The sequence below is a fragment of the Mesorhizobium sp. M0437 genome (genome assembly GCF_040321335.1).
Taxonomy (GTDB): domain Bacteria; phylum Pseudomonadota; class Alphaproteobacteria; order Rhizobiales; family Rhizobiaceae; genus Mesorhizobium.
Genome location: NZ_JAMYRK010000013.1, coordinates 85,271 through 105,822 on the forward strand (window position 1 = coordinate 85,271; position 20,552 = coordinate 105,822).

The 20,552-nt window shown below is 62.2% G+C and carries 19 protein-coding genes and 1 tRNA gene; 11 read left to right on the top strand and 9 right to left on the bottom strand.

Features of this window, described 5'->3' with window-relative positions; genetic code table 11:
* The first annotated feature begins 392 nt into the window (after positions 1-392).
* The gene (locus NKI72_RS11200; RefSeq protein ID WP_352540676.1) at positions 393-2,972 is read left to right on the top strand and encodes a bifunctional diguanylate cyclase/phosphodiesterase; all 2,580 of its coding nucleotides are present in this window, start codon (positions 393-395) and stop codon (positions 2,970-2,972) included.
* An 88-nt stretch (positions 2,973-3,060) separates the two neighbouring features.
* On the opposite strand, the gene radC is transcribed toward NKI72_RS11200, so the two are convergent.
* Together radC and map are read right to left on the bottom strand one after the other, a co-directional pair.
* Positions 3,061-3,807 (bottom strand): RadC family protein, encoded by a 747-nt coding sequence (gene radC, locus NKI72_RS11205; protein ID WP_352540669.1) that lies wholly within the window; start codon positions 3,805-3,807, stop codon positions 3,061-3,063.
* Between the two features lie 52 nt (positions 3,808-3,859).
* Complete coding sequence (gene map / locus NKI72_RS11210; protein ID WP_352451363.1) at positions 3,860-4,687, bottom strand: type I methionyl aminopeptidase; 828 nt, start codon at positions 4,685-4,687, stop codon at positions 3,860-3,862.
* Between the two features lie 297 nt (positions 4,688-4,984).
* Here map and NKI72_RS11215 point away from each other — a divergent pair, with 297 nt between their 5' ends.
* Positions 4,985-5,281: a DUF982 domain-containing protein gene (locus tag NKI72_RS11215; RefSeq protein WP_023678889.1), complete on the top strand. Its 297-nt coding sequence runs from the start codon at positions 4,985-4,987 to the stop codon at positions 5,279-5,281.
* Between the two features lie 124 nt (positions 5,282-5,405).
* Here NKI72_RS11215 and NKI72_RS11220 read toward each other — a convergent pair.
* The 3 genes from NKI72_RS11220 to phaC form a co-directional block, all read right to left on the bottom strand.
* Positions 5,406-5,480: transfer RNA gene (locus tag NKI72_RS11220), tRNA-Glu, on the bottom strand.
* A 169-nt stretch (positions 5,481-5,649) separates the two neighbouring features.
* A complete protein-coding gene (locus NKI72_RS11225; RefSeq protein WP_352540675.1) occupies positions 5,650-6,768 on the bottom strand; it encodes a YcbK family protein in 1,119 nt (372 codons plus the stop codon).
* 327 nt (positions 6,769-7,095) lie between these two features.
* Positions 7,096-8,922 (bottom strand): class I poly(R)-hydroxyalkanoic acid synthase, encoded by a 1,827-nt coding sequence (gene phaC, locus NKI72_RS11230; RefSeq protein ID WP_352850155.1) that lies wholly within the window; start codon positions 8,920-8,922, stop codon positions 7,096-7,098.
* A gap of 97 nt (positions 8,923-9,019) precedes the next feature.
* Here phaC and NKI72_RS11235 point away from each other — a divergent pair, with 97 nt between their 5' ends.
* The 5 genes from NKI72_RS11235 to recJ all read left to right on the top strand — a co-directional run bounded on the left by NKI72_RS11235 (position 9,020) and on the right by recJ (position 15,050).
* Positions 9,020-9,406 (top strand): hypothetical protein, encoded by a 387-nt coding sequence (locus NKI72_RS11235; protein ID WP_352540667.1) that lies wholly within the window; start codon positions 9,020-9,022, stop codon positions 9,404-9,406.
* A 40-nt stretch (positions 9,407-9,446) separates the two neighbouring features.
* A complete protein-coding gene (locus NKI72_RS11240) occupies positions 9,447-10,664 on the top strand; it encodes an LL-diaminopimelate aminotransferase (protein ID WP_023678886.1) in 1,218 nt (405 codons plus the stop codon).
* 40 nt (positions 10,665-10,704) lie between these two features.
* On the top strand, positions 10,705-12,018 hold the full coding sequence (locus NKI72_RS11245) for a homoserine dehydrogenase (protein WP_352819162.1): 1,314 nt from the start codon (positions 10,705-10,707) through the stop codon (positions 12,016-12,018).
* Positions 12,019-12,221: 203 nt separating this feature from the next.
* A complete protein-coding gene (gene glpX, locus NKI72_RS11250) occupies positions 12,222-13,205 on the top strand; it encodes a class II fructose-bisphosphatase (RefSeq protein WP_352850156.1) in 984 nt (327 codons plus the stop codon).
* 60 nt (positions 13,206-13,265) lie between these two features.
* Complete coding sequence (recJ, locus tag NKI72_RS11255; protein ID WP_352831553.1) at positions 13,266-15,050, top strand: single-stranded-DNA-specific exonuclease RecJ; 1,785 nt, start codon at positions 13,266-13,268, stop codon at positions 15,048-15,050.
* Between the two features lie 19 nt (positions 15,051-15,069).
* Here recJ and NKI72_RS11260 read toward each other — a convergent pair whose 3' ends face one another.
* The 3 genes from NKI72_RS11260 to folE form a co-directional block, all read right to left on the bottom strand.
* Complete coding sequence (locus tag NKI72_RS11260; RefSeq protein WP_023678882.1) at positions 15,070-16,041, bottom strand: patatin family protein; 972 nt, start codon at positions 16,039-16,041, stop codon at positions 15,070-15,072.
* Positions 16,042-16,125: 84 nt separating this feature from the next.
* Positions 16,126-16,596, bottom strand: coding sequence for a phosphoribosyl-AMP cyclohydrolase (hisI, locus tag NKI72_RS11265; protein ID WP_352850157.1), 471 nt, complete (start codon positions 16,594-16,596; stop codon positions 16,126-16,128).
* A 35-nt stretch (positions 16,597-16,631) separates the two neighbouring features.
* Entirely contained in the window at positions 16,632-17,267 is a 636-nt protein-coding gene (gene folE, locus NKI72_RS11270; protein ID WP_352466975.1) for a GTP cyclohydrolase I FolE, read from the bottom strand.
* 240 nt (positions 17,268-17,507) lie between these two features.
* Here folE and NKI72_RS11275 point away from each other — a divergent pair, with 240 nt between their 5' ends.
* On the top strand, positions 17,508-17,954 hold the full coding sequence (locus NKI72_RS11275; protein WP_023678879.1) for an iron-sulfur cluster assembly scaffold protein: 447 nt from the start codon (positions 17,508-17,510) through the stop codon (positions 17,952-17,954).
* Here the strand turns inward: NKI72_RS11275 and NKI72_RS11280 are convergent.
* Positions 17,951-18,865 carry a LysR substrate-binding domain-containing protein gene (locus NKI72_RS11280; RefSeq protein ID WP_352831557.1) on the bottom strand — a complete coding sequence of 305 codons (915 nt, stop codon included), beginning with the start codon at positions 18,863-18,865 and terminating at the stop codon, positions 17,951-17,953. The genes NKI72_RS11275 and NKI72_RS11280 overlap by 4 nt on opposite strands.
* A 91-nt stretch (positions 18,866-18,956) precedes the next feature.
* Here NKI72_RS11280 and NKI72_RS11285 point away from each other — a divergent pair, with 91 nt between their 5' ends.
* The 3 genes from NKI72_RS11285 to blaOXA all read left to right on the top strand — a co-directional run bounded on the left by NKI72_RS11285 (position 18,957) and on the right by blaOXA (position 20,540).
* Positions 18,957-19,124 carry a hypothetical protein gene (locus NKI72_RS11285; RefSeq protein WP_352473909.1) on the top strand — a complete coding sequence of 56 codons (168 nt, stop codon included), beginning with the start codon at positions 18,957-18,959 and terminating at the stop codon, positions 19,122-19,124.
* A 67-nt stretch (positions 19,125-19,191) separates the two neighbouring features.
* Positions 19,192-19,578 carry a membrane protein insertion efficiency factor YidD gene (yidD, locus tag NKI72_RS11290; protein WP_502908945.1) on the top strand — a complete coding sequence of 129 codons (387 nt, stop codon included), beginning with the start codon at positions 19,192-19,194 and terminating at the stop codon, positions 19,576-19,578.
* A gap of 146 nt (positions 19,579-19,724) precedes the next feature.
* Positions 19,725-20,540: a class D beta-lactamase gene (gene blaOXA, locus NKI72_RS11295; protein WP_352473908.1), complete on the top strand. Its 816-nt coding sequence runs from the start codon at positions 19,725-19,727 to the stop codon at positions 20,538-20,540.
* The last annotated feature ends 12 nt before the right edge of the window (positions 20,541-20,552 follow it).

Genomic DNA, 20,552 nt, shown 5'->3' on the forward strand with positions numbered 1-20,552 from the left:
TCGCGCTCCTCGATCTTCCGAGCAAGCCAGGTCTAGCCGGCCTCTCTCTCGGTCCGCTTCCACAGACGAGCGCCTTGAGATGAGCAGATCTCCTCGCGAATGGTCGACAGACGCTGGATCGCCGGCGCCAGCGCATCTCAATCAGTGGGACCATGGCAGTGGAAGTCGGCAGCTGGCTCCAACCGCTCGGGCCTGCAACATCAGCAACGGTCGGAAGTGCAAAAGCTCTAAGGAGCGTGAAGGTCAAATTAAACATTGAAAGCTAATGTTCCTCATCGGGTCGACCCGAAAACCTGAAATGGCACTTGAGGAATCGCCTATTGGCTTTTTTCCGCGCTAGGTTCGGCGGCATCAAGGAGGTCGTCTTTTCGTCGGCAAATATTCCGGCGGCGATCGCGCTTGTCGTCATACTTATCAGCGCTGCGTTCGCGGAGCACCAGAACAAAGTCGTCTCGGACCAGGCCGTCCGTTCGGACGTGCTGACCAAGGTCAACCTCATCCGCGCCAAGCTCGAAGGCAATATCAACGGAAACCTTCAACTCGTGCGTGGATTGGTCTCCGCGGTCGTGACCGAGCCCTATATGGGACAGCAACGCTTCGCCTCACTCGCGAGCAATCTGTTTGGCGCCGACTCGCAATTGAACAATATTGCCGGCGCGCCCGATCTGGTCGTTTCCCTGATGTACCCGATGGAGGGTAACGAGCAGGCGATGGGCCTGGACTACCGCAAGAACGAACGACAGCGTGCGGCTGCGCTAAGGGCGCGAGACGAACGCAAGCTGGTGCTTGCCGGCCCCGTCGAGCTGAAGCAGGGAGGACAAGGCTTCATCGGCCGCTTTCCGGTTTTCGTGCGGAGCGCGGGCAATACGGAAAGGTTCTGGGGCATCATTTCCGCCGTTGTCGACGTGCAGCGTCTTTATCGGGCGAGCGGGCTGCTTGACGACGATCTCGGGATTGACATAGCGCTGATCGGCAGGGACGCTCTCGGCCAAAATGGAGACCAATTCTACGGTAGTGAGCGGATCAGCAAAAGCGATCCGGTGACAGCCGACGTTGTGCTCCCGTCCGGTTCGTGGCAAATCGCGGCCATTCCCAAAAATGGCTGGCCTTCGACGCCAAGCAACGCATGGTTGTTGCGCGCTATCATGGCGACGGCCGGAGCCTTGGTTGTGTTCCCTTTCCTGGTCACAGGCCGCCTGATTGGCGAAAGACAGCGCAATTATGCGGAATTGCGTCGATTGTCACGACGCTTGGAACTCGCCCTGGAAGCTTCGGCTATTGGGGTTTGGGAACACGATCTCGCGACCAACGAGCTTACGTGGGATGATCGCGTCAACGAAATATATGGCAAACCAACCGGCGAGCACCGGGGCTATCCAGACTGGGCGGGAGCAATCCACCCAGATGATTTGGCTGGCGCCAACGCGGACTTCGACAGGGCGGTGGCCAGCGGACGACCATATTTGTCGGAGTACCGGATTGTGCGTCAGGATGGCGAGATCCGTCATGTCCGGTCCAAGGCGATCGTTTACCGGGTCGCAAACGACACCCCAAAAATGATCGGCGCGGAATGGGACGTGACTGCCGACGTCCTGCTGAACAAGGATCTGGTTCGTGCAAAACAGCTGTCCGAGTCGAAAAATGCAGAACTCGAGTCAGCCAAAGCGCGCATAGAGCACATCGCGCTTCATGATTCGCTGACCGGCTTGCCCAACCGGCGTTACCTCGACCAGGTACTGGAACATTACGCGGCAAACGCCAGGCACTCAGGCGGGCACGCGGCACTGCTTCACATAGATCTGGATCGGTTCAAGCACATCAACGATACGCTGGGCCACGCCGCCGGTGACGCGATGTTGGTTCACGCGTCAACCGTGCTCAGGTCGAAGGTCGGCGACGAGGGATTCGTCGCCCGTATCGGGGGAGACGAATTCATCGTTCTGTGCGTGGTGCGCGACGATACCAAGCAGCTGGCGCTGCTCGCCGACCGCGTCATCAGCCAGATGCGCGAACCGGTCTACTATCAGGGTCATCGATGCCGTTTTGGTGTCAGCGTGGGAATCGCTGTCGATAACGGAAAAGATGTCGAAGCCAAACACCTGCTGGTGAACGCCGATATCGCGCTTTACCGAGCAAAGGGGCGGGGGCGCAATCGATACGAATTCTTCACCGACGCGATGCAAAGCGAAATCGTCGATACCAAGCGGATTGCCGACGAAATTCTCGGCGGCCTCGAGCGCAACGAGTTCATCCCGTTCTACCAGCCCCAATTTGACGCAAAGACGCTCGAAATCGTTGGGGTTGAGGCGCTGGCGAGGTGGAAACATCCAATAAAGGGTATTTTGGCGCCCGACGTCTTCCTGAGGATTGCAGAAGAACTGAACGTTGTCTCGATCATCGACCAAGCCATATTGAAGCAATCGCTTTCGGATTTCGAAGCGTGGTCCGCTGCAAAACTTCACATTCCGCGGGTGTCGGTCAATGTCTCGGCCAGGCGCCTTCAGGATGAGGAGCTCATCAAGAGCCTGCGAGAGCAAAATATCAAGAAGGGAACAGTTTCGTTTGAGCTTGTTGAGTCGATTTTCCTGGACGAGAACGACGACCTTGTCACGTGGAACATCGAGCAGATAAAAGAACTGGGGATTGACATCGAAATAGACGATTTTGGTACCGGTTACGCTTCGATGGTCAGTTTGCTGAAGTTGCAGCCGCGCCGGCTGAAGATAGATCGGCAGCTGGTCACCCCAATCGTCAAATCGCCGCAGAGAAGGCAGGTTGTCTCGTCGATCATTGAAATCGGCAAGTCGCTGGGTATCGAGGTCGTGGCGGAAGGCGTCGAGACGATGCAGCATGCACGGCTACTTAAGGGCCTGGGCTGCGACATATTGCAGGGTTATGCCTTCGGCCACGCGTTCGATTCCGAGGGACTTAAGACCTTTGTCCGATCGCGACGCCTGCGCACGGCCAGCTGAGCCTCGGCGCCAGAATTTATCGAGCCGACCGCCTTCACGTTGCGGTACATAGGCGTACAGCGGACAAAGCTGAAAACAACGCCAAACCTCAGATCAGCAGCAGCCCCTTCATGCTGGAGTGGCCTTTCCTGCCGATGATGATGTGGTCGTGAACGGCAATACCAAGCGGTTTGGCCGTCTCGATGATCAGCTTGGTCATCTCGATGTCGGCGCGCGACGGCGTCGGGTCTCCCGACGGATGGTTATGCGCCAGAATGATCGCCGTGGCGGAGAGCTCCAAGGCGCGCCTGACCACCTCGCGCGGATAGACCGGTGTGTGGTCGACGGTGCCGACCTGCTGGACTTCGTCGGCGATCAGCGCGTTTTTCTTGTCGAGGAACAGGATGCGGAACTGCTCGCGCTCCTCGAAGGCCATCACCGACCGGCAGTATTCGAGAACCTGCGTCCAGGTCGACAACAGCTCGCGGCCGGCGATCTCGCCGCGCGCCATGCGCTGCGCCGTTGCCGCAACCACCTTGAGGTCGAGCGCCACCGCCGGGCCGATGCCCTTCACCTCCTGCAGGCGCTCGACGGACGCACCGAGGACCTCGGCCAATGTACCGAAGCGTGCCAGCAATGCCTTGGCGACCGGCTTGGTGTCGGCGCGCGGGATCAGCCGGAACAAAAGAAGCTCGAGCAGTTCGTAGTCGGGGAGGGTGTTGGCACCGGCGGCGAAGCGCTCGCGCAGGCGGTCGCGATGGCCGAGATAATGCGGCTTGTCGGCGGCCACCGCCTTCGCGTGGGATCGCACTGGCCTTTCGGGAAAGAAGGCCCGCTCGTCGTCGTTGCCGTTCATGGCTGCCCCACCCAGCATTTGCCGGGCAAGGTAACGCCCGATCTGCCAGACACTAGGCCCGCAGGCCGGGGCGGTCGAGGTTTTTTGGCGACAGCGTGAAGATCTCGCAGCCGGTCTCGGTGACGCCGATCGTGTGCTCGTACTGCGCCGACAGCGAACGGTCGCGCGTCACCGCGGTCCAGCCGTCCGACAGCACTTTCACATGCGGCCGGCCGAGATTGATCATCGGCTCGACGGTGAAGATCATGCCCGGCCGCATCTCGACGCCTTCGCTGGCGCTGCCGTAATGCAGGATATTCGGCGCGTCGTGAAACAGCCGGCCAACCCCGTGGCCGCAGAAATCGCGCACCACCGAGCAACGCTCGGCTTCGGCATAGGTCTGGATGGCGGCGCCGATGGCGCCGGTTCGGGCGCCCGGCTTGATTGCCGCGATGCCGCGCATCAGGCACTCATACGTGACTTCGAGCAGCCGCTCCGCGGCACGCTTGATCGTGCCCACCGGATACATGCGCGAGGAGTCGCCATGCCAGCCGTCGAGGATATAGGTGACGTCGATATTGACGATGTCGCCATCCTTCAACGGCTTGTTGTCGGGTATGCCGTGACAGACGACGTGGTTGATCGAGGTGCAGGATGATTTCGTATAGCCACGGTAGTTGAGCGTCGCCGGAAGCGCGCCATGGTCCATCCCGAACTCGAAGACGAAGCGATCAATCGCTTCGGTGGTGACGCCGGGCGCCACAATCGGTACCAGTTCGTCGAGGCAGCGCGCGGTGAGATCGCAAGCCTTGCGCATGCCGACAAAACCTTCCTCGTCGTAAAGACGGATCTGGCCGGTGTTTCTGAGCGGTGCCGTGGCGGCGTCGAGATAGGTGACCATTTTATCCGTCTTGCAGGGATGCGGGGCTGGATGAGCCTCGGCGAGAGAAACCTTCCCAGATTTGGCACTGGAAAGCGCAAGGTTCAAGGACGAACTGCCGGCGACGGGCCGAAGACCGGCGATATTCACGCCTGGGGGCATTCTCCTTGCCTCTAGCGGCCCATACTTCGCTGGGTTCATTGACCACCGTAGTGACGACACATTTCTAGGCGAGAAGCGGCCCAAGCATTAAGCCGCCACGGCAATTTTTTGCGACGAACGGCGTTGCTGCGGGGGTGTCAGTTCGGGAGAGATCGAATGGACAGACTGCAATTCGAGGTGCCGGTGCGGATCGCGCCTGTGCCCGGCCAGCCGGTCGAGGAAATCTACAGTGTCGAGCAGGCGCTCGATTTCCTGCAAACATGGCCGGTTCGCCGGAAGGGACCAACCTACCAGGCCGCGTTCAATGCCTGTTTTGGCGCCACGGTGGACATCGTCGAGACCGAAGACGCATGGCGGGCCTTCATGGCCTTTTGCCGGGTGAGCGGCCTGCTTGCCAGGGACATGATGGTTCCGCGCAAGCGCGGCGGCGAGGCGAGGGGACTGCGGGCTTAGACAGCCTTCGACGAAGTCCTCAGTCGTCTTCGCCTCTTCTTGCCGACACCCCTATCAGAGTGGCGGGTCCAGCAGAGCTGGCGCAGCATCACGCTGGCGATAGACATATGCCAAGTTGAAATGCTGGTACGCCCAAGGGGAATCGAACCCCTGTTACCGCCGTGAAAGGGCGGTGTCCTGACCGCTAGACGATGGGCGCGCTCAGATGTGAGCGCTTATAGTTGCGTCACGACAAACCGGCAACCCGTCTGCCGCCGGCTGCGACAACTTTTTTCCTTTGGCTCCAAACCGCGTGTTTTTGCCGGCGAAGCTGGTTGCGGCAAAGTACAACGTCGCCGGGGAAGGGGCGTCGCGGCGCCGGAAAGAACCTAGCCGCGCCTGCGGCAGCGCCAGTTCCAGTCGCGCTCGGGGCCGACATCGACATGGACGGATTCGGTGTGGCAGTAGGTGCCGACGCCGCCGCGGCCCGGCATGGTGCGGATGTAGCTCGCCAGTTCCCACTTCGAGACGCCGGGGACCTGGATGTCGGCGGCAGCGCAGTACATGTGCAGCGAATTCTTGGCGCCGTTGGCGCGGCGGTTGCGGGCCGGATCGCGATAGCCGGAGGTGACCGTCATCTTGCGGCCGTAGTGGCCTTCGATCGTCTTCAGCACGCGAACCAGCGACGGCTTCAAGCAGGCGACATCGACGCTTTCGTTCTGTTTCAGGAGGCCGTTGGGCGCCAGCCGGGCAAGGCCGGCGGCGGAGGCGACCTGGTAGGCGCCACCCGAACCTTCGTCTTCGTTGAGATCGACGTCACTCTCATCGTCGAGGCCGGATTTGCGCTTGATCTCGAACAGCGCCGTCTGTCGCACGCCGGGCAGCGCATCGGCCGTGAAGTGGCTGGTATCGCCCGTCGACACCAGCTGCACCGGCTTTTCAGCCGGATCGGCCGAAGCCAGGGTGACGGTGGGTTTTGCCGCAGGCGTCGCCTTGGCCTGCATGACCGTTGGCTGCCCGCCCGATCTGCTGTTGGCCGGCGAAGAAGGTGCCGCCGAAGCAGGCGTGGCGCTGAACAGTGAGGCCAGGAAGTTTTTCTTCGGTGCGTAGGCCTGTGGCTGCGGCATCTCGCCGGCGGTCACATAGACCGGGTTGTTCATCGCCGGCTCGGCGGCCTTGGCGTCGGGCTTCGATGCATCAGCACTGTTCTGCGCCACGGCCTGTTCAGCCGTCTGGGCGTTTGGTTGCAGCGGTTGCGGCGTGTGTCCCGCGATCGTCTCGGCTGCCGTGGGAACGGCGATCGGGAAGCCGGCGTCGAGCTTGGCCCCTGGCTTGGCCACCGGCACATAGGCGACCTGCTCGGGAAGGTTGGCGTCGCCGTCGGCATTCATCGTCATTTGTGTGCTTGTCATCTGCGACGATGATGCGGCCGTGCTGGCCTGGGGCGCACCGGCGGCCGTGCTGATTTCGGTAGCCGAGGTATTATAGCCTGGCATGCCGACCGACATGGTCGGGTCGCCGGCCGAGGTGCAGGACGCCAGGAGCACCGAGAAAAGCGCCGCCACAATGGCGCGGCTTTCTCCCTTCGCGAGGCGCGATCCTGCTGATCTCAAAACAAAATTCCCCCTCGATATCCGACCGGTTCGTCATTGGCGCGGCGTCGAAACGTCTCGTCGAAATGACCCTTGTTCCCCGAACCGGAAACGAGACCTGTGTCAAATCTGCAAGCCTCAAAGTAATTTGGCGGCTAGAGGATGAATCAAGGCTGCTCAGGGTTGACGGCACCATTTCGCCCGCTTTTGGCGGCGCGTCAACTCACCACACATTACAGATGGTTACACGCGCACCTTGACATAGGTGCCGGGGGCTTCGCCTAGAACTTGCATATGCTCGCCCGGTTTGCGGGCCGGTACGCGGGTATTGTCCTTGGCTTCGATCCAGCGTTGCCAGTGCGGCCACCAGGAACCGGGATGGTCGGTGGCCCCGGCGAGCCACTGGTCGAAGTCGCCGGCCGGCTTGCCGCCGGTCCAGTAGTGATATTTCTGCGCCGCCGGCGGATTGACGACCCCGGCGATGTGGCCGGAGCCGGCCATGACGTAATCGACCTCGCCGCCGAAATATTTCGAGCCGAGGAAGACCGAAAGCGCCGGCGCGATATGGTCCTCCTTAGAGGCGAGGTTGTAGACCGGAATGGTAACGTCCTTCAGCGAAACCGTGCGGCCCGCCAGTTCCATCATGCCTTGCGAAAGCCTGTTCTCGAGATAGCAATTGCGCAAATAGAAGGAATGGTTGGCAGCGCCCATGCGGGTCGAATCGGCATTCCAGTACAGCAGGTCGAAAGGCAGGGGATCCTTGCCGCGCATGTAGTTGTTGACGACATAGGGCCAGATCAGGTCGCCCGAGCGCAGCATGTTGAAGGCGGTCGCCATCTTGGTGCCGTCGAGATAGCCTTTCTCGTTCATCGCCTTTTCGACGGCCGCGACCTGCTCCTCGTCGACGAACACTTTTAGATCGCCGGCATAGGTAAAATCGACCTGGGTGGTGAAGAAGGTGGCGGATTTGATGCGGTTGTCGCCTTCCTGCGCCATCAGCGCCAGGGCCGCCGCGAGAAGCGTGCCACCGACGCAATAGCCGATGGCGTTGACTTGCCTTTCGCCGGTCGCCTTCTCGATCGTGTCGAGGCCGTATTGCAGGCCCTCCCTGATATAGGCCTCCCAGCTCTTGGCGCCGTGCCGCTCGTCCGGGTTGATCCAGGAGATGACAAAGACGGTGTGGCCTTGCTCGACTGCCCAGCGAATGAAGGATTTTTGCGGGTTGAGGTCGAGGATGTAGTATTTGTTGATCCATGGCGGGCAGATCAGCAGCGGCCGCTTGAGCACGGTGTCGGTAGTCGGTTCGTATTGCAGGATTTCGGCGACGTCGCTGCGGCCGACCACCTTGCCGGGAGTGGTCGCGAGATTCTTACCGATCTCGAAAAGCGAATAATCGGCCTGCCGCAGCTTCAGGTCGCCCTTGCCGGCGGCAATGTCCTCGGCCAGCATCTTCATGCCGCGCACCAGGTTTTCGCCGTTGGAGGCGACAGTCTCGCGAAACAATTCCGGATTGGTCAGGATGAAATTCGACGGCGAGATGGCATTGGACACCTGCTTGACATAAAAGCCGGCCTTGTGGCGGGTGTGCTCGTCCAGGCCATCGGCGTGCTCGACCAGTTCGGCCGCCCAGCGCGAGGTGACCAGATACGCCTGTTTGAGGAAATCGAAGAAGGCGTTGCGGCCCCATTCCGGATCCTGGAAACGCTTGTCACCGCGCTCGGGCTTGACCGCGTCCTCGGCGCCGGCGCCGCTGCGCTGGCCGGCGTTGGCCCAGACGGTCATGTAGCCGGAAAACAGCCGCGTTTGCGCCTCCAGCGCGCGCTGCGGGTCGGAGAGCCAGTACTCGGTGAGCTTGGAGAACGTCTTCACCATGTCGACGACCGGCTCGGCGACGTGATCGCGCACCTCGCCCTTTTCCCGCGGCTCGACCCATGCCGAGGCGGCTTTGCCGGCCTGCTCGATCATGCGGGCCATGTTCAGGGCGAAGCGTTCCGGGTCCTTCACCAGATATTGCTCGACGGTCGAAGGTTGGTCATCTTCCGCTTTGCCCGAATCGGGTGTTTTGGCCATGGTTCGCGGGGTTCCTCCCGAAGCGTTTTGTTGACATATTACCATGGGATATCGAACAGGGTCCAATGTGCTCTAACCCGGCCGCCAGGAAAACAATATGACGATTAATATTGGCAAGAACGTTTTTTCCGGCACTGGTCGTTTTTGCCGCATGGCGCTCGTCCTGTTGGCGATGGCCGGTTGCACGAGCAGCAACATGGAAGGTGCGGCGCCCGCCACCGGCCTTGTCGGCGCGAAGGACACCGGTTCCTATCCGAACCTGAACATCCGGCCGCAGGTGGCGGCCGAACAATTCACCGACGAGGAAAAGAACGCCAAGCTCGCCCAACTGAAGGCCGAGGAGCAGAGCCAGGCCGCCAAGGGCGGGGGCGTCAAGGTTGCGGACCAGGCAGCGCTGGACCAGCTGGCAAAAAAACACGGCGCCGAGGCGCTGAAGCAGATCGAAGGCAAATGCGACCCCGCTCTCGACCCTAGTTGCAAATAGGCTTATACGCGCGACCGCAACCTCACTGTCTGGAACTGCCATGGAAGAATTTCACAAGGTCCGCCGGCTTCCGCCCTATGTCTTCGAACAGGTCAACCGGCTGAAGGCCAGCGCCCGTTCGCGCGGCGCCGACATCATCGACCTTGGCATGGGCAATCCGGATCTGCCGACGCCCAAGGCCATCGTCGACAAACTCTGCGAGGTGGTACGCGATCCGCGCACGCACCGCTATTCGTCGTCGCGCGGCATTCCGGGCCTGCGTCGTGCCCAGGCCAACTACTATGCCCGCCGCTTCGGCGTGAAGCTCGACCCGGACAGCCAGGTGGTGGCGACGCTCGGCTCGAAGGAGGGCTTCGCCAATATGGCGCAGGCGATCACCGCCCCCGGCGACGTGATCCTTTGCCCTAATCCGACCTATCCGATCCATGCGTTCGGCTTCATCATGTCGGGCGGCGTCATCCGCTCGCTGCAGGTCGAGCCGGACGACGGCTTCATCCCGGCCCTGGAGCGCGGCATTCGCCATTCGATCCCGAAGCCGCTGGCACTGATCCTCAATTATCCGTCCAATCCGACGGCACTGGTCGCTTCGCTCGATTTCTACAAGGAGGTGGTGGCCTTCGCGAGGAAGAACGACATCATCATCCTGTCGGATCTTGCCTATTCGGAGATCTATTTCGACGGCAATCCGCCGCCTTCGGTGCTGCAGGTGCCGGGCGCCATAGACGTCGCCGTCGAGTTCACCTCGATGTCGAAGACCTTTTCGATGCCGGGCTGGCGCATGGGTTTTGCGGTCGGCAATGAACGGCTGATCTCGGCGCTGACGCGAGTGAAATCCTATCTCGACTACGGCGCCTTCACGCCGATCCAGGTGGCGGCGGCGCATGCACTCAACGGCGATGGCGCCGACATCGCGGAAGTGCGCGACGTCTACCGCAAACGCCGCGATGTCATGGTCGACGCTTTCAGCCGCGCCGGCTGGACCATTCCCGCACCGGCGGCATCGATGTTCGCCTGGGCGCCGATCCCGGAGCCGTTCAAGCACCTTGGCTCGCTTGAATTCTCCAAGCTCCTGATCGAGCACGCCGACGTCGCGGTGGCGCCGGGCGTCGGCTTCGGCGAGCATGGCGACGATCACGTGCGCATCGCGCTGGTCGAAAACGAGCACCGGATCCGGCAAGCGGCGCGCAACATCAAGCGCTTCCTCGCATCCAGCGCCAAGCAGCCGAATAACGTCGTACCGCTCGCCGCGCATCGCTGATTTTCTACACATCGACCGACTGAATGGGGCGTCGCCGGACATGGCTGAAGCGTTGCGTGTTGGAATTGCCGGGCTCGGCACCGTCGGCGCGTCGGTGGCGCGCGTGCTGCGCGACAAGGCGGCGGAACTGACGCGGCAGTGCGGACGCGACATCGTCGTCACAGCCGTTTCGGCCCGAGACCCAAAGCGCGACCGTGGCGTCGATCTTGGCGCAGCACAGTGGTTCGACGACGCCATCAAGATGGCGCAGACCGGCGAGATCGACGTGTTCGTCGAGCTGATCGGCGGCGACGACGGGGCGGCGCGCTCGTCCGTAAAAGCGGCACTTGAAGGCGGCCGCCATGTCGTCACCGCCAACAAGGCGCTGCTTGCCAAGCACGGCGTGGCGCTGGCCGAGATCGCCGAGAGGAAAGGCGTGCTGCTCAATTACGAGGCGGCGGTGGCCGGCGGCATTCCGGTCATCAAGACGATGCGCGAGGCGATGGCCGGCAATTCGGTGACCCGCGTTTTCGGCATCCTCAACGGTACCTGCAACTACATTCTGACGCGCATGGAAGCCGAGGGCCTGTCTTTCGATGCCTGCCTGAAGGATGCGCAACGGCTGGGCTATGCCGAAGCCGACCCGACCTTCGACATCGAGGGTCACGACACCGCGCACAAGCTGTCGATCCTGACCAGCCTTGCCTTTGGCACGAGGATCGCCGCCAACGATATCTACATGGAAGGCATCTCCAACATCAGCCAGGCCGACATCCGCGCGGCCGGCGATCTCGGCTACCGGATCAAGCTGCTTGGCGTCGCCCAACGCACCGAAAGCGGCATCGAGCAGCGCGTGCACCCGACCATGGTGCCGACGGCCTCGGTCATCGCGCAGGTGCACGGCGTCACCAATGCGGTAGCGATAGAAACCGACATCCTCGGCGAATTGCTGCTTTCCGGCCCTGGCGCCGGCGGCAACGCCACCGCGTCGGCGGTGATCGGCGACATTGCCGATATCGCCAAGAGCCGGCCTGGCTTCCAGCATGGTCCGGTCTTCGGCCGGCCGGTGAAGGAATTGAAGCCTTACAAGAAGGCGCAGATGCGCAGCCATGCCGGCGGTTATTTCATCCGGCTGACCGTGCACGACCGCCTCGGCGTTTTCGCGGCAATAGCCAAGCGCATGGCCGACAACGACATTTCGCTGGAATCGATTGTCCAGCATGCCGCCGGGCCGGAAACCGAGGCACAGAAGACGGTCATCCTGGTGACCCACGAGACGACCGAGGCGGCGGTGCGCAAGGCCGTCGACGGCATCACCAGGGACAGCCTTCTGACCGACAAGCCGCAAGTCATCCGCATCGAGCGGGCCGGATAGCAGTCTCACATTTTGGCGTTTAATCGATTGATATTGCTGCGCTTTCAAAAAGGTCCAACGCAGGTCTTGCTGTTGTCACGGGGCTTTGACACAAGAAGCGCGTCTCTGGCGGGAGGCTAATGCATGTCGCCCAAAAGTGTGCAGCGGTTTTGGGACAACGACATGCATAATAAAAACAAAGTGCCAACGAGGATTGTCCATCGATGAATGTGGCCCAAAACATTGTCGCCGGCCTCGACCGGATACTGACCATGGAATTGGTGCGCGTCACCGAACGCGCCGCGGTCGCGGCCGCCAGATTGCGCGGACGCGGCGACGAGAAAGCCGCCGACCAGGTCGCGGTCGATGCCATGCGGCAGGAGCTCAACCGTCTTGCCATCAACGGCACGGTGGTGATCGGCGAAGGCGAGCGCGACGAGGCGCCGATGCTTTATATCGGCGAAGAGGTCGGTACCGGCCAAGGCCCGGCTGTCGACATCGCGCTTGATCCGCTCGAAGGCACGACGATCTGCGCCAAGAACCTGCCCAACGCACTGGCCGTTATCGCCATTGCCGAAAAAGGCAGCCTTTTGTTCGCGCCGGACGTCTATATGGACAAGATCGCGATCGGTCCGGGTTATGCCGACGGCATCATCGACATCGATGCCTCGCCGGCCGAAAACATCGCCAGCCTCGCCAGGGCCAAGGGCGTGCCGGTGGCGGAGATCACCGCCTGTATTCTCGACCGGCCACGCCATGGCGCGTTGATCGAAGCCGTGCGGGCGACCGGAGCCGCGATCCGTCTGATCGGCGACGGTGATGTCGCCGGGGTCATCCATACCACCGACCCGGACGAGACCGGCATCGACATCTATCTCGGCACCGGAGGCGCGCCCGAAGGCGTGCTCGCAGCGGCCGCCTTGCGCTGCACCGGTGGCCAGATGCAGGGCAGGTTGATCTTCGATACGCCGGAAAAGCTGGCGCGCGCCGCGAAGATGGGGATCTCCGACCCAAAACGGATCTACCACACGCAAGACATGGCCCGCGGCGACGTGCTGTTTGCCGCGACCGGCGTCACCGACAGCAATATGCTGGCCGGCGTCAAGTTCGGCCGCAATTTCATCACCACGCACACGATCGTGCTGCGCTCGTCATCGCGGACCGTGCGCGAAATCAAAGCCAGGCATCAGGATCTGGAAAAGTTTTGATTTCGACTCAGTTAGCCGTTGCATATTGTGCGCAATGACAAATTGCAGACGGCGCGTCACGTGACGGGGGAAAGACGCTTTTTCCTCGATGTCAGGCAGTCGGCCACCGGCGTTTCCTGGGAACACCGGCTGACCGAGCGTCAGGACATGGCCGCGCTCGCCATCGCGCAAGGGTATGGCGTGCCTGACATCGTGGCACGTGTGCTGGCCGGGCGTGGTGTCACCGCCGAGCAGACCGAGCGGTTTCTGGATCCGACCATCCGCAATCTGCTGCCCGACCCGGCATCGCTGACCGACATGGACAGGGCCGCCGCTCGCATCGCCCAGGCGGTGATGGCCAGGGAAAAAGTGGCGATCTTTGGCGACTACGATGTCGACGGCGCCGCCTCGTCGGCGCTGCTCAAGCGCTTTCTCGCATATTTCTCGGTGGCGTCGGAGATCTACATACCGGACCGCATCTTCGAGGGTTACGGCCCCAATCCGGAAGCGATGCGCGAACTCGTCTCGCGCGGCGCGACGCTGATCGTCACCGTCGATTGCGGCACCAACAGTGCTGCTTCCATCGACGCCGCAAAGGCCGCCGGCGCCGACGTCGTGGTGCTCGATCACCATCAGGTCGGCGGGCCGCTGCCGGCGGCGGCTGCGGTCGTCAACCCAAATCGCGAGGACGACCTTTCCGGCCAAGGTCATCTTTGTGCCGCCGGCGTCGTCTTCCTTTGCCTGGTGCAGACCGCGAAGATCCTGCGCGGCCGCTTGCCGGATGCCGCACCGCCGGACCTGCTTGGCCTGCTCGACCTGGTGGCGCTGGGCACAGTCTGCGACGTGGTGCCGCTCACCGGCGTCAACCGCGCCTTCGTGGTCAAGGGGCTGCAGGTGGCGCGGCAGCAGAGAAACGAAGGGCTGGCGGCGTTGGCGCGGGTCTCGCGTATAGGCGAGCCGATCAGCACGTTCCATCTGGCCTTTCTGATCGGTCCGCGCATCAACGCCGGCGGGCGCATCGGCGACGCAGCACTTGGCAGCCGCCTGCTTGCAACCGACGACCCGGTCGAGGCCCGCACCATCGCCGAGACGCTGGACCGGCTCAACCAGGAGCGGCAGTCGATGGAGCAGGAGATGCTGGCCGCCGCGCGCTCAGAGGCCGATGCCGAGCTTGCCGGCGGCAATGGTCCGGCCATCGTGGTGACAGCCAGCAGCAACTGGCATCCTGGCATTGTCGGCCTGCTTGCCTCGCGGCTCAAGGACCATGCAAGACGGCCGGCCTTTGCCATCGCCTTCAACGCCAATGGTGTCGGTACGGGGTCAGGCCGTTCGGTGTCGGGCTTCGACCTCGGCCGGCTGGTGCGCGAGGCTGCCGATGCCGGGCTTATCGTCAAGGGCGGCGGCCACGGAATGGCGGCCGGCATCACTGTCGAGCGGGCGAAGCTCGGCGAACTCAGGGCTTTCTTCGAAGAACGCGCGGCGGTGGATGTATTCCGGCTGCAAGGCGAGGAGAGCCTGGCGATCGACGGTGCGCTAGCCGCCGAGGGCGCGACGCTTGGGCTGCTCGATGCACTAGAGAGGGCAGGGCCGTTCGGCGCTGGGCATGTCGCGCCGGTGTTCGCGCTGCCGCGTCACCGGCTTGTTGATGCGCGGGCGGTCGGCAGCAACCACATCCGCGTCGACCTGCAGTCGGAAAGTGGCGGCCGCATCCAGGCGATCGCCTTTCGCGCCGTCGATACTGCGCTCGGCGAATTCCTGTTCAAGAACAGGGGCAAACCGGTGCACGTCGCCGGCTCGCTGTCGGGCAATCACTGGAACGGCAACCGCACGGTGCAGTTCCGCATCATCGACGCGGCGCTTGCCTGAGAGCTCGCTGCCGCCCTGCCTAAGCGAGGACGGTCTGCAGCCGGGTCAGGTCGCCGATCTGCGCCATCGTTGCCTGGTAGCCGATACGGATCGCTTCGTCTGCGCGGTGGAATTCGGTCAGGCCGATATGGCTGAGCTTCGGCTGCAGCGATATGTCCGGCGGGTCGCCGGCCAGCCTGGCGCGCGAAATGCGGTCCTGGATGATGTTAAAGGCCTCGACCATGACGCCGGTAATGCCGAGCCGCGTCTCGCGCGACTGGCGTTCGGGATCGGCGTGGCCGGCCCTCGGCGCGTCTTTCTCGATGACCAGCTCGCCGGCATTGTGCTTGATCACCGCGGCGCGGCCGAACAGATCGTAGTGAAGGTTCACCGCAACCACGAGCGGCTGCTCGTAGGCACGGCAGACCGAGACCGGCACCGGATTGACCAGTGCGCCGTCAACCAGCACACGCCCATTGCAGGCGACCGGCTCGAACACGCCGGGCAGCGCGTAGGAGGCGCGCATTGCGGTGCTCAACGAGCCGCTCGACAGCCAGATCTCATGGCCGGTGCGGATTTCCGAAGCGACGCAGACGAATGGTTTTGGCAGGTCCTCGAAGCGGATGCCGGCTATGTGCTCGCGCAGCCGCGCATCGAGCTTCATGCCACCGAACAGGCCGCTGCCGCGTAGATTGAGGTCGAGAAGGCCAAAAATGCGCCGCCTGGTCAGGCTGCGCGCGAATTCTTCCAACTCGTCGAGCTTGCCGGCAACATAGCAGCCGCCGACCAGCGCGCCGATCGAGGTGCCGGCGATCATCGACACTTCGATGCCGGCTTCATCAAGCGCGCGCAGCACGCCGATATGCGCCCAGCCGCGCGCACAGCCGCCACCCAATGCCAGCGAAATCCCGGTTTTGCCCGGAGATTTGGTTTCGGATGCGCCCGCAGCCGAGGAGAGGCCATTGGCCTCCCGAACGTCAGGTCTGTTGCGCAATGACGCCCAGTCGAGCATCACAATCTCCCTTGTCCCACGGTCATCCTACAGGCGGGCCGTATCGAAATCATGAATATACGTGGCTGAAGTGCTGCGAATGGTTCATATTGATGGTGTATTGGGCTTTCGATTGGTTTTTTCCGCATCGAACGGCGGCTTGCTGCCGTCGCTGGCAAGCGTCCCTTTGCCATCGCTCAGCCCCACCGTCCGATAAAAGCATGAACGTCGGCCGGTGTGACAAGTTGCTTGGTGACCCAGCACTTTGACGCGCAACCATATCGCGTCCTGGTCACAATCCGTGAACATCTCGACGACCTGCTGGACATTGCCCGAGGTTTCGCCCTTCTTCCACAGCGCGTAGCGCGAACGCGACCAGTAGTGCGCGATGCCGGTCTCGAGCGTCAGCGCCAGCGCCTCGGCATTCATATGCGCGACCATCAGCAGCATGCCGTCTTCGGCATCGGTGACCACGACAGTGACGAGGCCGGCAGCATCGAAGCGCGGTGAAAGGACCGCGCCTTCCTCGAGTGCCTTCTTGTCTGTTGGAGCTTTCGGGAATTCCAATGCCGACATTCGCCGGTCCTTATCTAGCGAAGCCGGCAGGCCGATCAGATCCTGCCGCCGCGCACCATGGTGACGAAGCGGACCTGCTCTTCGGGTGTGTCCTTGAAGACGCCGGTGAAGGTTGAGGTCAGCGTGGTGGAGCCCTGCTTGCGGATGCCGCGCATGGCCATGCACATATGCTCGGCCTCAAGCATAACGGCCACACCGCGCGGATTGAGCACGTCCTGGATGACGCCGGCAATCTGCGCAGTCATCGCTTCCTGGGTCTGCAAGCGATGGGCGAAGATGTCGACGACACGGGCTATCTTGGACAGGCCGACAACCTTGCCGTCAGGCAGATAGCCGACATGCGCCTTGCCGATGATCGGCACCATGTGATGCTCGCAATGCGAGTGGAAGGATATGTCCTTGACGAGAACGAGGTCGTCATAGCCGGCAACTTCCTCAAAGGTGCGGCCAAGTTCCTCGGCTGGGCACATATCATAACCGTTGAACATTTCGCTGAACGCCTTGGTGACGCGCTTCGGCGTGTCGATCAGGCCCTCGCGGTCAGGGTTGTCGCCGGTCCAGCGCAACAAGGTGCGCACAGCGGCTTCGACTTCGGCCTCGCTCGGCCGGTCGGTGACCGGCTTTTCCATATAGGCAGACCGCGGCATGAGCTTCTTGATAACGGCGTCCATAAAGGCGTCTCCCGTAGTTCCTCTCTCAGGAGGAACGAGTTGAACGGACCACGACCTTTCGGGTGTCAGAAACTCGCCCGGTTTCCAGCCCGTAAGTGGCGTGAACAGAATTGGGTATGACGAGGTTTGTGGTCGCCTTGTCGATACCCGACTACCGCCATTATATATGTTCGTGCCGAGCGAAAGGAAGACGCCAGAGCGGCAATGACTGTTCGCTGGGCGGCGACGGATTGGAAAAATATGATCGACGATGTCTACAATGCGAAAATTCTGGGTTTTGCCGGAAACATCGCACGGATCGGCCGGCTCGACCGGCCCGACGCAACCGCACGAGCACATTCCAAGCTGTGCGGCTCGACGGTGACCGTCGATCTGAAGATGGATGATGGCGTCGTCAGCGATTTCGCGCATGACGTGAAGGCCTGTGCGCTTGGCCAGGCGTCGTCGTCGATCATGGCGCAGCATGTCGTCGGCGCCAGCGCCGAAGAATTGCGCAGCGTGCGCGAGACGATGCTGAAGATGCTGAAGGAAAACGGCCCGCCGCCCGAAGGCCGCTTCGCCGACCTGAAATACCTGGAACCGGTGCGCGACTACAAGGCGCGCCACGCCTCGACCATGCTGACCTTCGACGCAGTGGTCGACGCCATCGGCCAGATCGAGAAGAAGCGGGCGGAAGAGGCAGCTTAAACCTTGGCGAGAAAACGCCGGCTTTCGGCGAATTCCGCCCGGACCCAGTCGGCAAAAGCCCTGGCTGGCTCGGAAAGGTCATTCAGCCTTCTGGCCACTAGCCAATAGGCGCCCGACGCGACGTCGATGTCGAAAGGCTTGATCAGCGCGCCGGACGCAAGTTCTTCGCCGATCTGCAATAGATCGCCCAGCGCGACACCATGTCCAAGCAAGGCTGCCTGCTTCGAAAGCGAAGCATCGGCCAGCATCGGGCCGCGCGCAGGCACGGCATCAGCCGTCACGCCCGCCGCTTCGAACCAGCGTGCCCAAGCCTGACGGTTTTCTTCGTGCAGCAACGTATAGCGACCAAGGTCGATCGGCTTTTCCAGAGCTGGGCCGGATGCAAGAAGTGCCGGCGACAGAACTGGGGAATCGACGACCGCGGCAAGCTGTTCGGCTTCGCTGCGTGGCCATGAGGTGGCGTGCGCACTGAAACGCAGGGCAAGTTCGGGCTGATCGCTGCGAAACTCTATCAATCTCGGCTCGACCTCAAGGGAAACGTCGATGTCGGGTCGCAACTCGCGAAAGCGGTTGAGCCGCGGCACCAGCCATACGGATGCAAGCGATGGCTCGACGCTGACACGCACCACGGACTGCGTCGGGGCCGCCGTCAATTCCGAAAGCAGCCTGTCGATGCCCTCGAAACTTCTGACCAACTGGTCGAGCAGCCGCTGGCCGGTGTCGGTCAACTCGACGCGGCGATGATGGCGGAAGAACAAAGGTTGGCGCAGGAAGGTTTCGAGCTCGCGGATCTGTCGGCTGATCGCCGCCTGCGAAACATAAAGCTCCTCGGCCGCACGGCTGAAGCTCAGGTGACGACCGGCTGCTTCGAAGCTTCTCAGAGCCGTCAGGGGGAGGTGTCCGCGCTTCATTCGCATAACTCAGAGTTATCTGACGTGGACGTTATACTCGTTTGAAGAGCAAGGCCAGCGGCGCTCTAATCGGTGCTCAAGGAGTGCCGCCATGATCCAGTTTCTCAACATTCTGGGCGATGTGATGCGGATCGCGACGTTTCAATGGTACGACGAGAAACCGCATAGGGATTGGTGCGAGGAGAGGCCGCCGACCAGCGTCGCCGTATGCCGAAGGCCGACGCCCGACCGCTATCCGGTTCGCCCTACCAGGCCATGACGGGATTGCCGGAACGGCATTGCGTTCCTGGCCCGATGCGCACATCTATCGCGTAGGGAAACGCGATGTGGAGACTGCGGTGGTCGGCCAACATCGGCATGCGCACGGCGCCAGGCCGATTCGACAAGGACGCAACTGGTCCGGCCCGTGGCGCAAGACGCCGGGCCGCGTCTTCGGCACGTCGCTTGTCCGACTCTACCAGCTGACGCTGTCCGGCTTCGTCGGCAATTCCTGCCGGCATCTGCCGACCTGTTCCGAATACGCGCATGAAGCGATCGCCCGCCACGGGCTGTGGGCCGGCGGCTGGATGGGGTTTTTCCGGGTGCTGCGCTGCGGACCGTTCGGCACGCACGGCATCGACCGGGTGCCTGAGGCACTGGCTGATCGCTACCTCTGGTTCATGCCATGGCGGTATTGGCGGATCGGGAAAAAACGTGGCGACCTGGACAGTTGACCGCAACTGTGCGGTGCACAAAGGGATCGCTTTTTACGATCTGGTAGGGTTAACCGCAGCTTGCGCTGACATAGCGCATTTGAGACAAAATCGAGACAAGACACCTCGCTAAGCCGCTCCTGACACCCTTCAGGAGAGATTACCAAATGCGCCGGATAGATCGTCGTCCCTTCATTTTCGCCGTGGTTCTCTACGTCCTGGCGTGGCTGATGGGTTTTCCGATCCGTGCGCAATCGGCGCCGCTCGGGGACGTCGAATGCACGCTGATCGTCGACGCCGCAAGCGGCGAGACGCTGTATCGCCAAGGGACCTGTGATCAGCGCTTCAGCCCCGCCTCGACATTCAAGGTTCCGCTGGCGCTGATCGGCTATGATGCTGGAATCCTGAGCGACGAGCATACGCCAAGCTGGGAGTACAAGGCAGAGTTCAATGCCCCGAAACGGGACCGCAAGACCGTCGACCCGACGATCTGGGAAAGGGATTCGGTCCTTTGGTTCTCACGCGAGATTACGCGCCGGCTCGGCAGCAAACAGTTTGCCGGCTATGTGTCCAGATTGGACTATGGCAACACCGAAGTCTCCGGCACTGCCGGCAAGAATGACGGCCTCACCCATTCCTGGGTGAATTCTTCGCTCAAGATATCGCCGGTCGAGCAGGTCGATTTCCTGCGCAAGCTGCTGGCGCGAAAACTGCCGGTTTCGGACAAGGCCCATGCGATGACCAGCGCGATTGTCCCGACCTTCCGGGCAGGCGGCTGGACGGTGCAGGGCAAGACCGGAACGACCAGGCTCGGCGACAGCGCCGACAAGCGCTCGCTTGGCTGGTTTGTCGGCTGGGCGCAGACCGATGCTCGCAAGATCGTCTTTGCCCGCCTGGTAGTCGATACGAAACGTTCCGACACGCCAAAGGGACTCAAGACGCGGGCGATGTTCCTGAAAGATCTGCCGAATCTCCTCAGGTGACCTACATCCGGC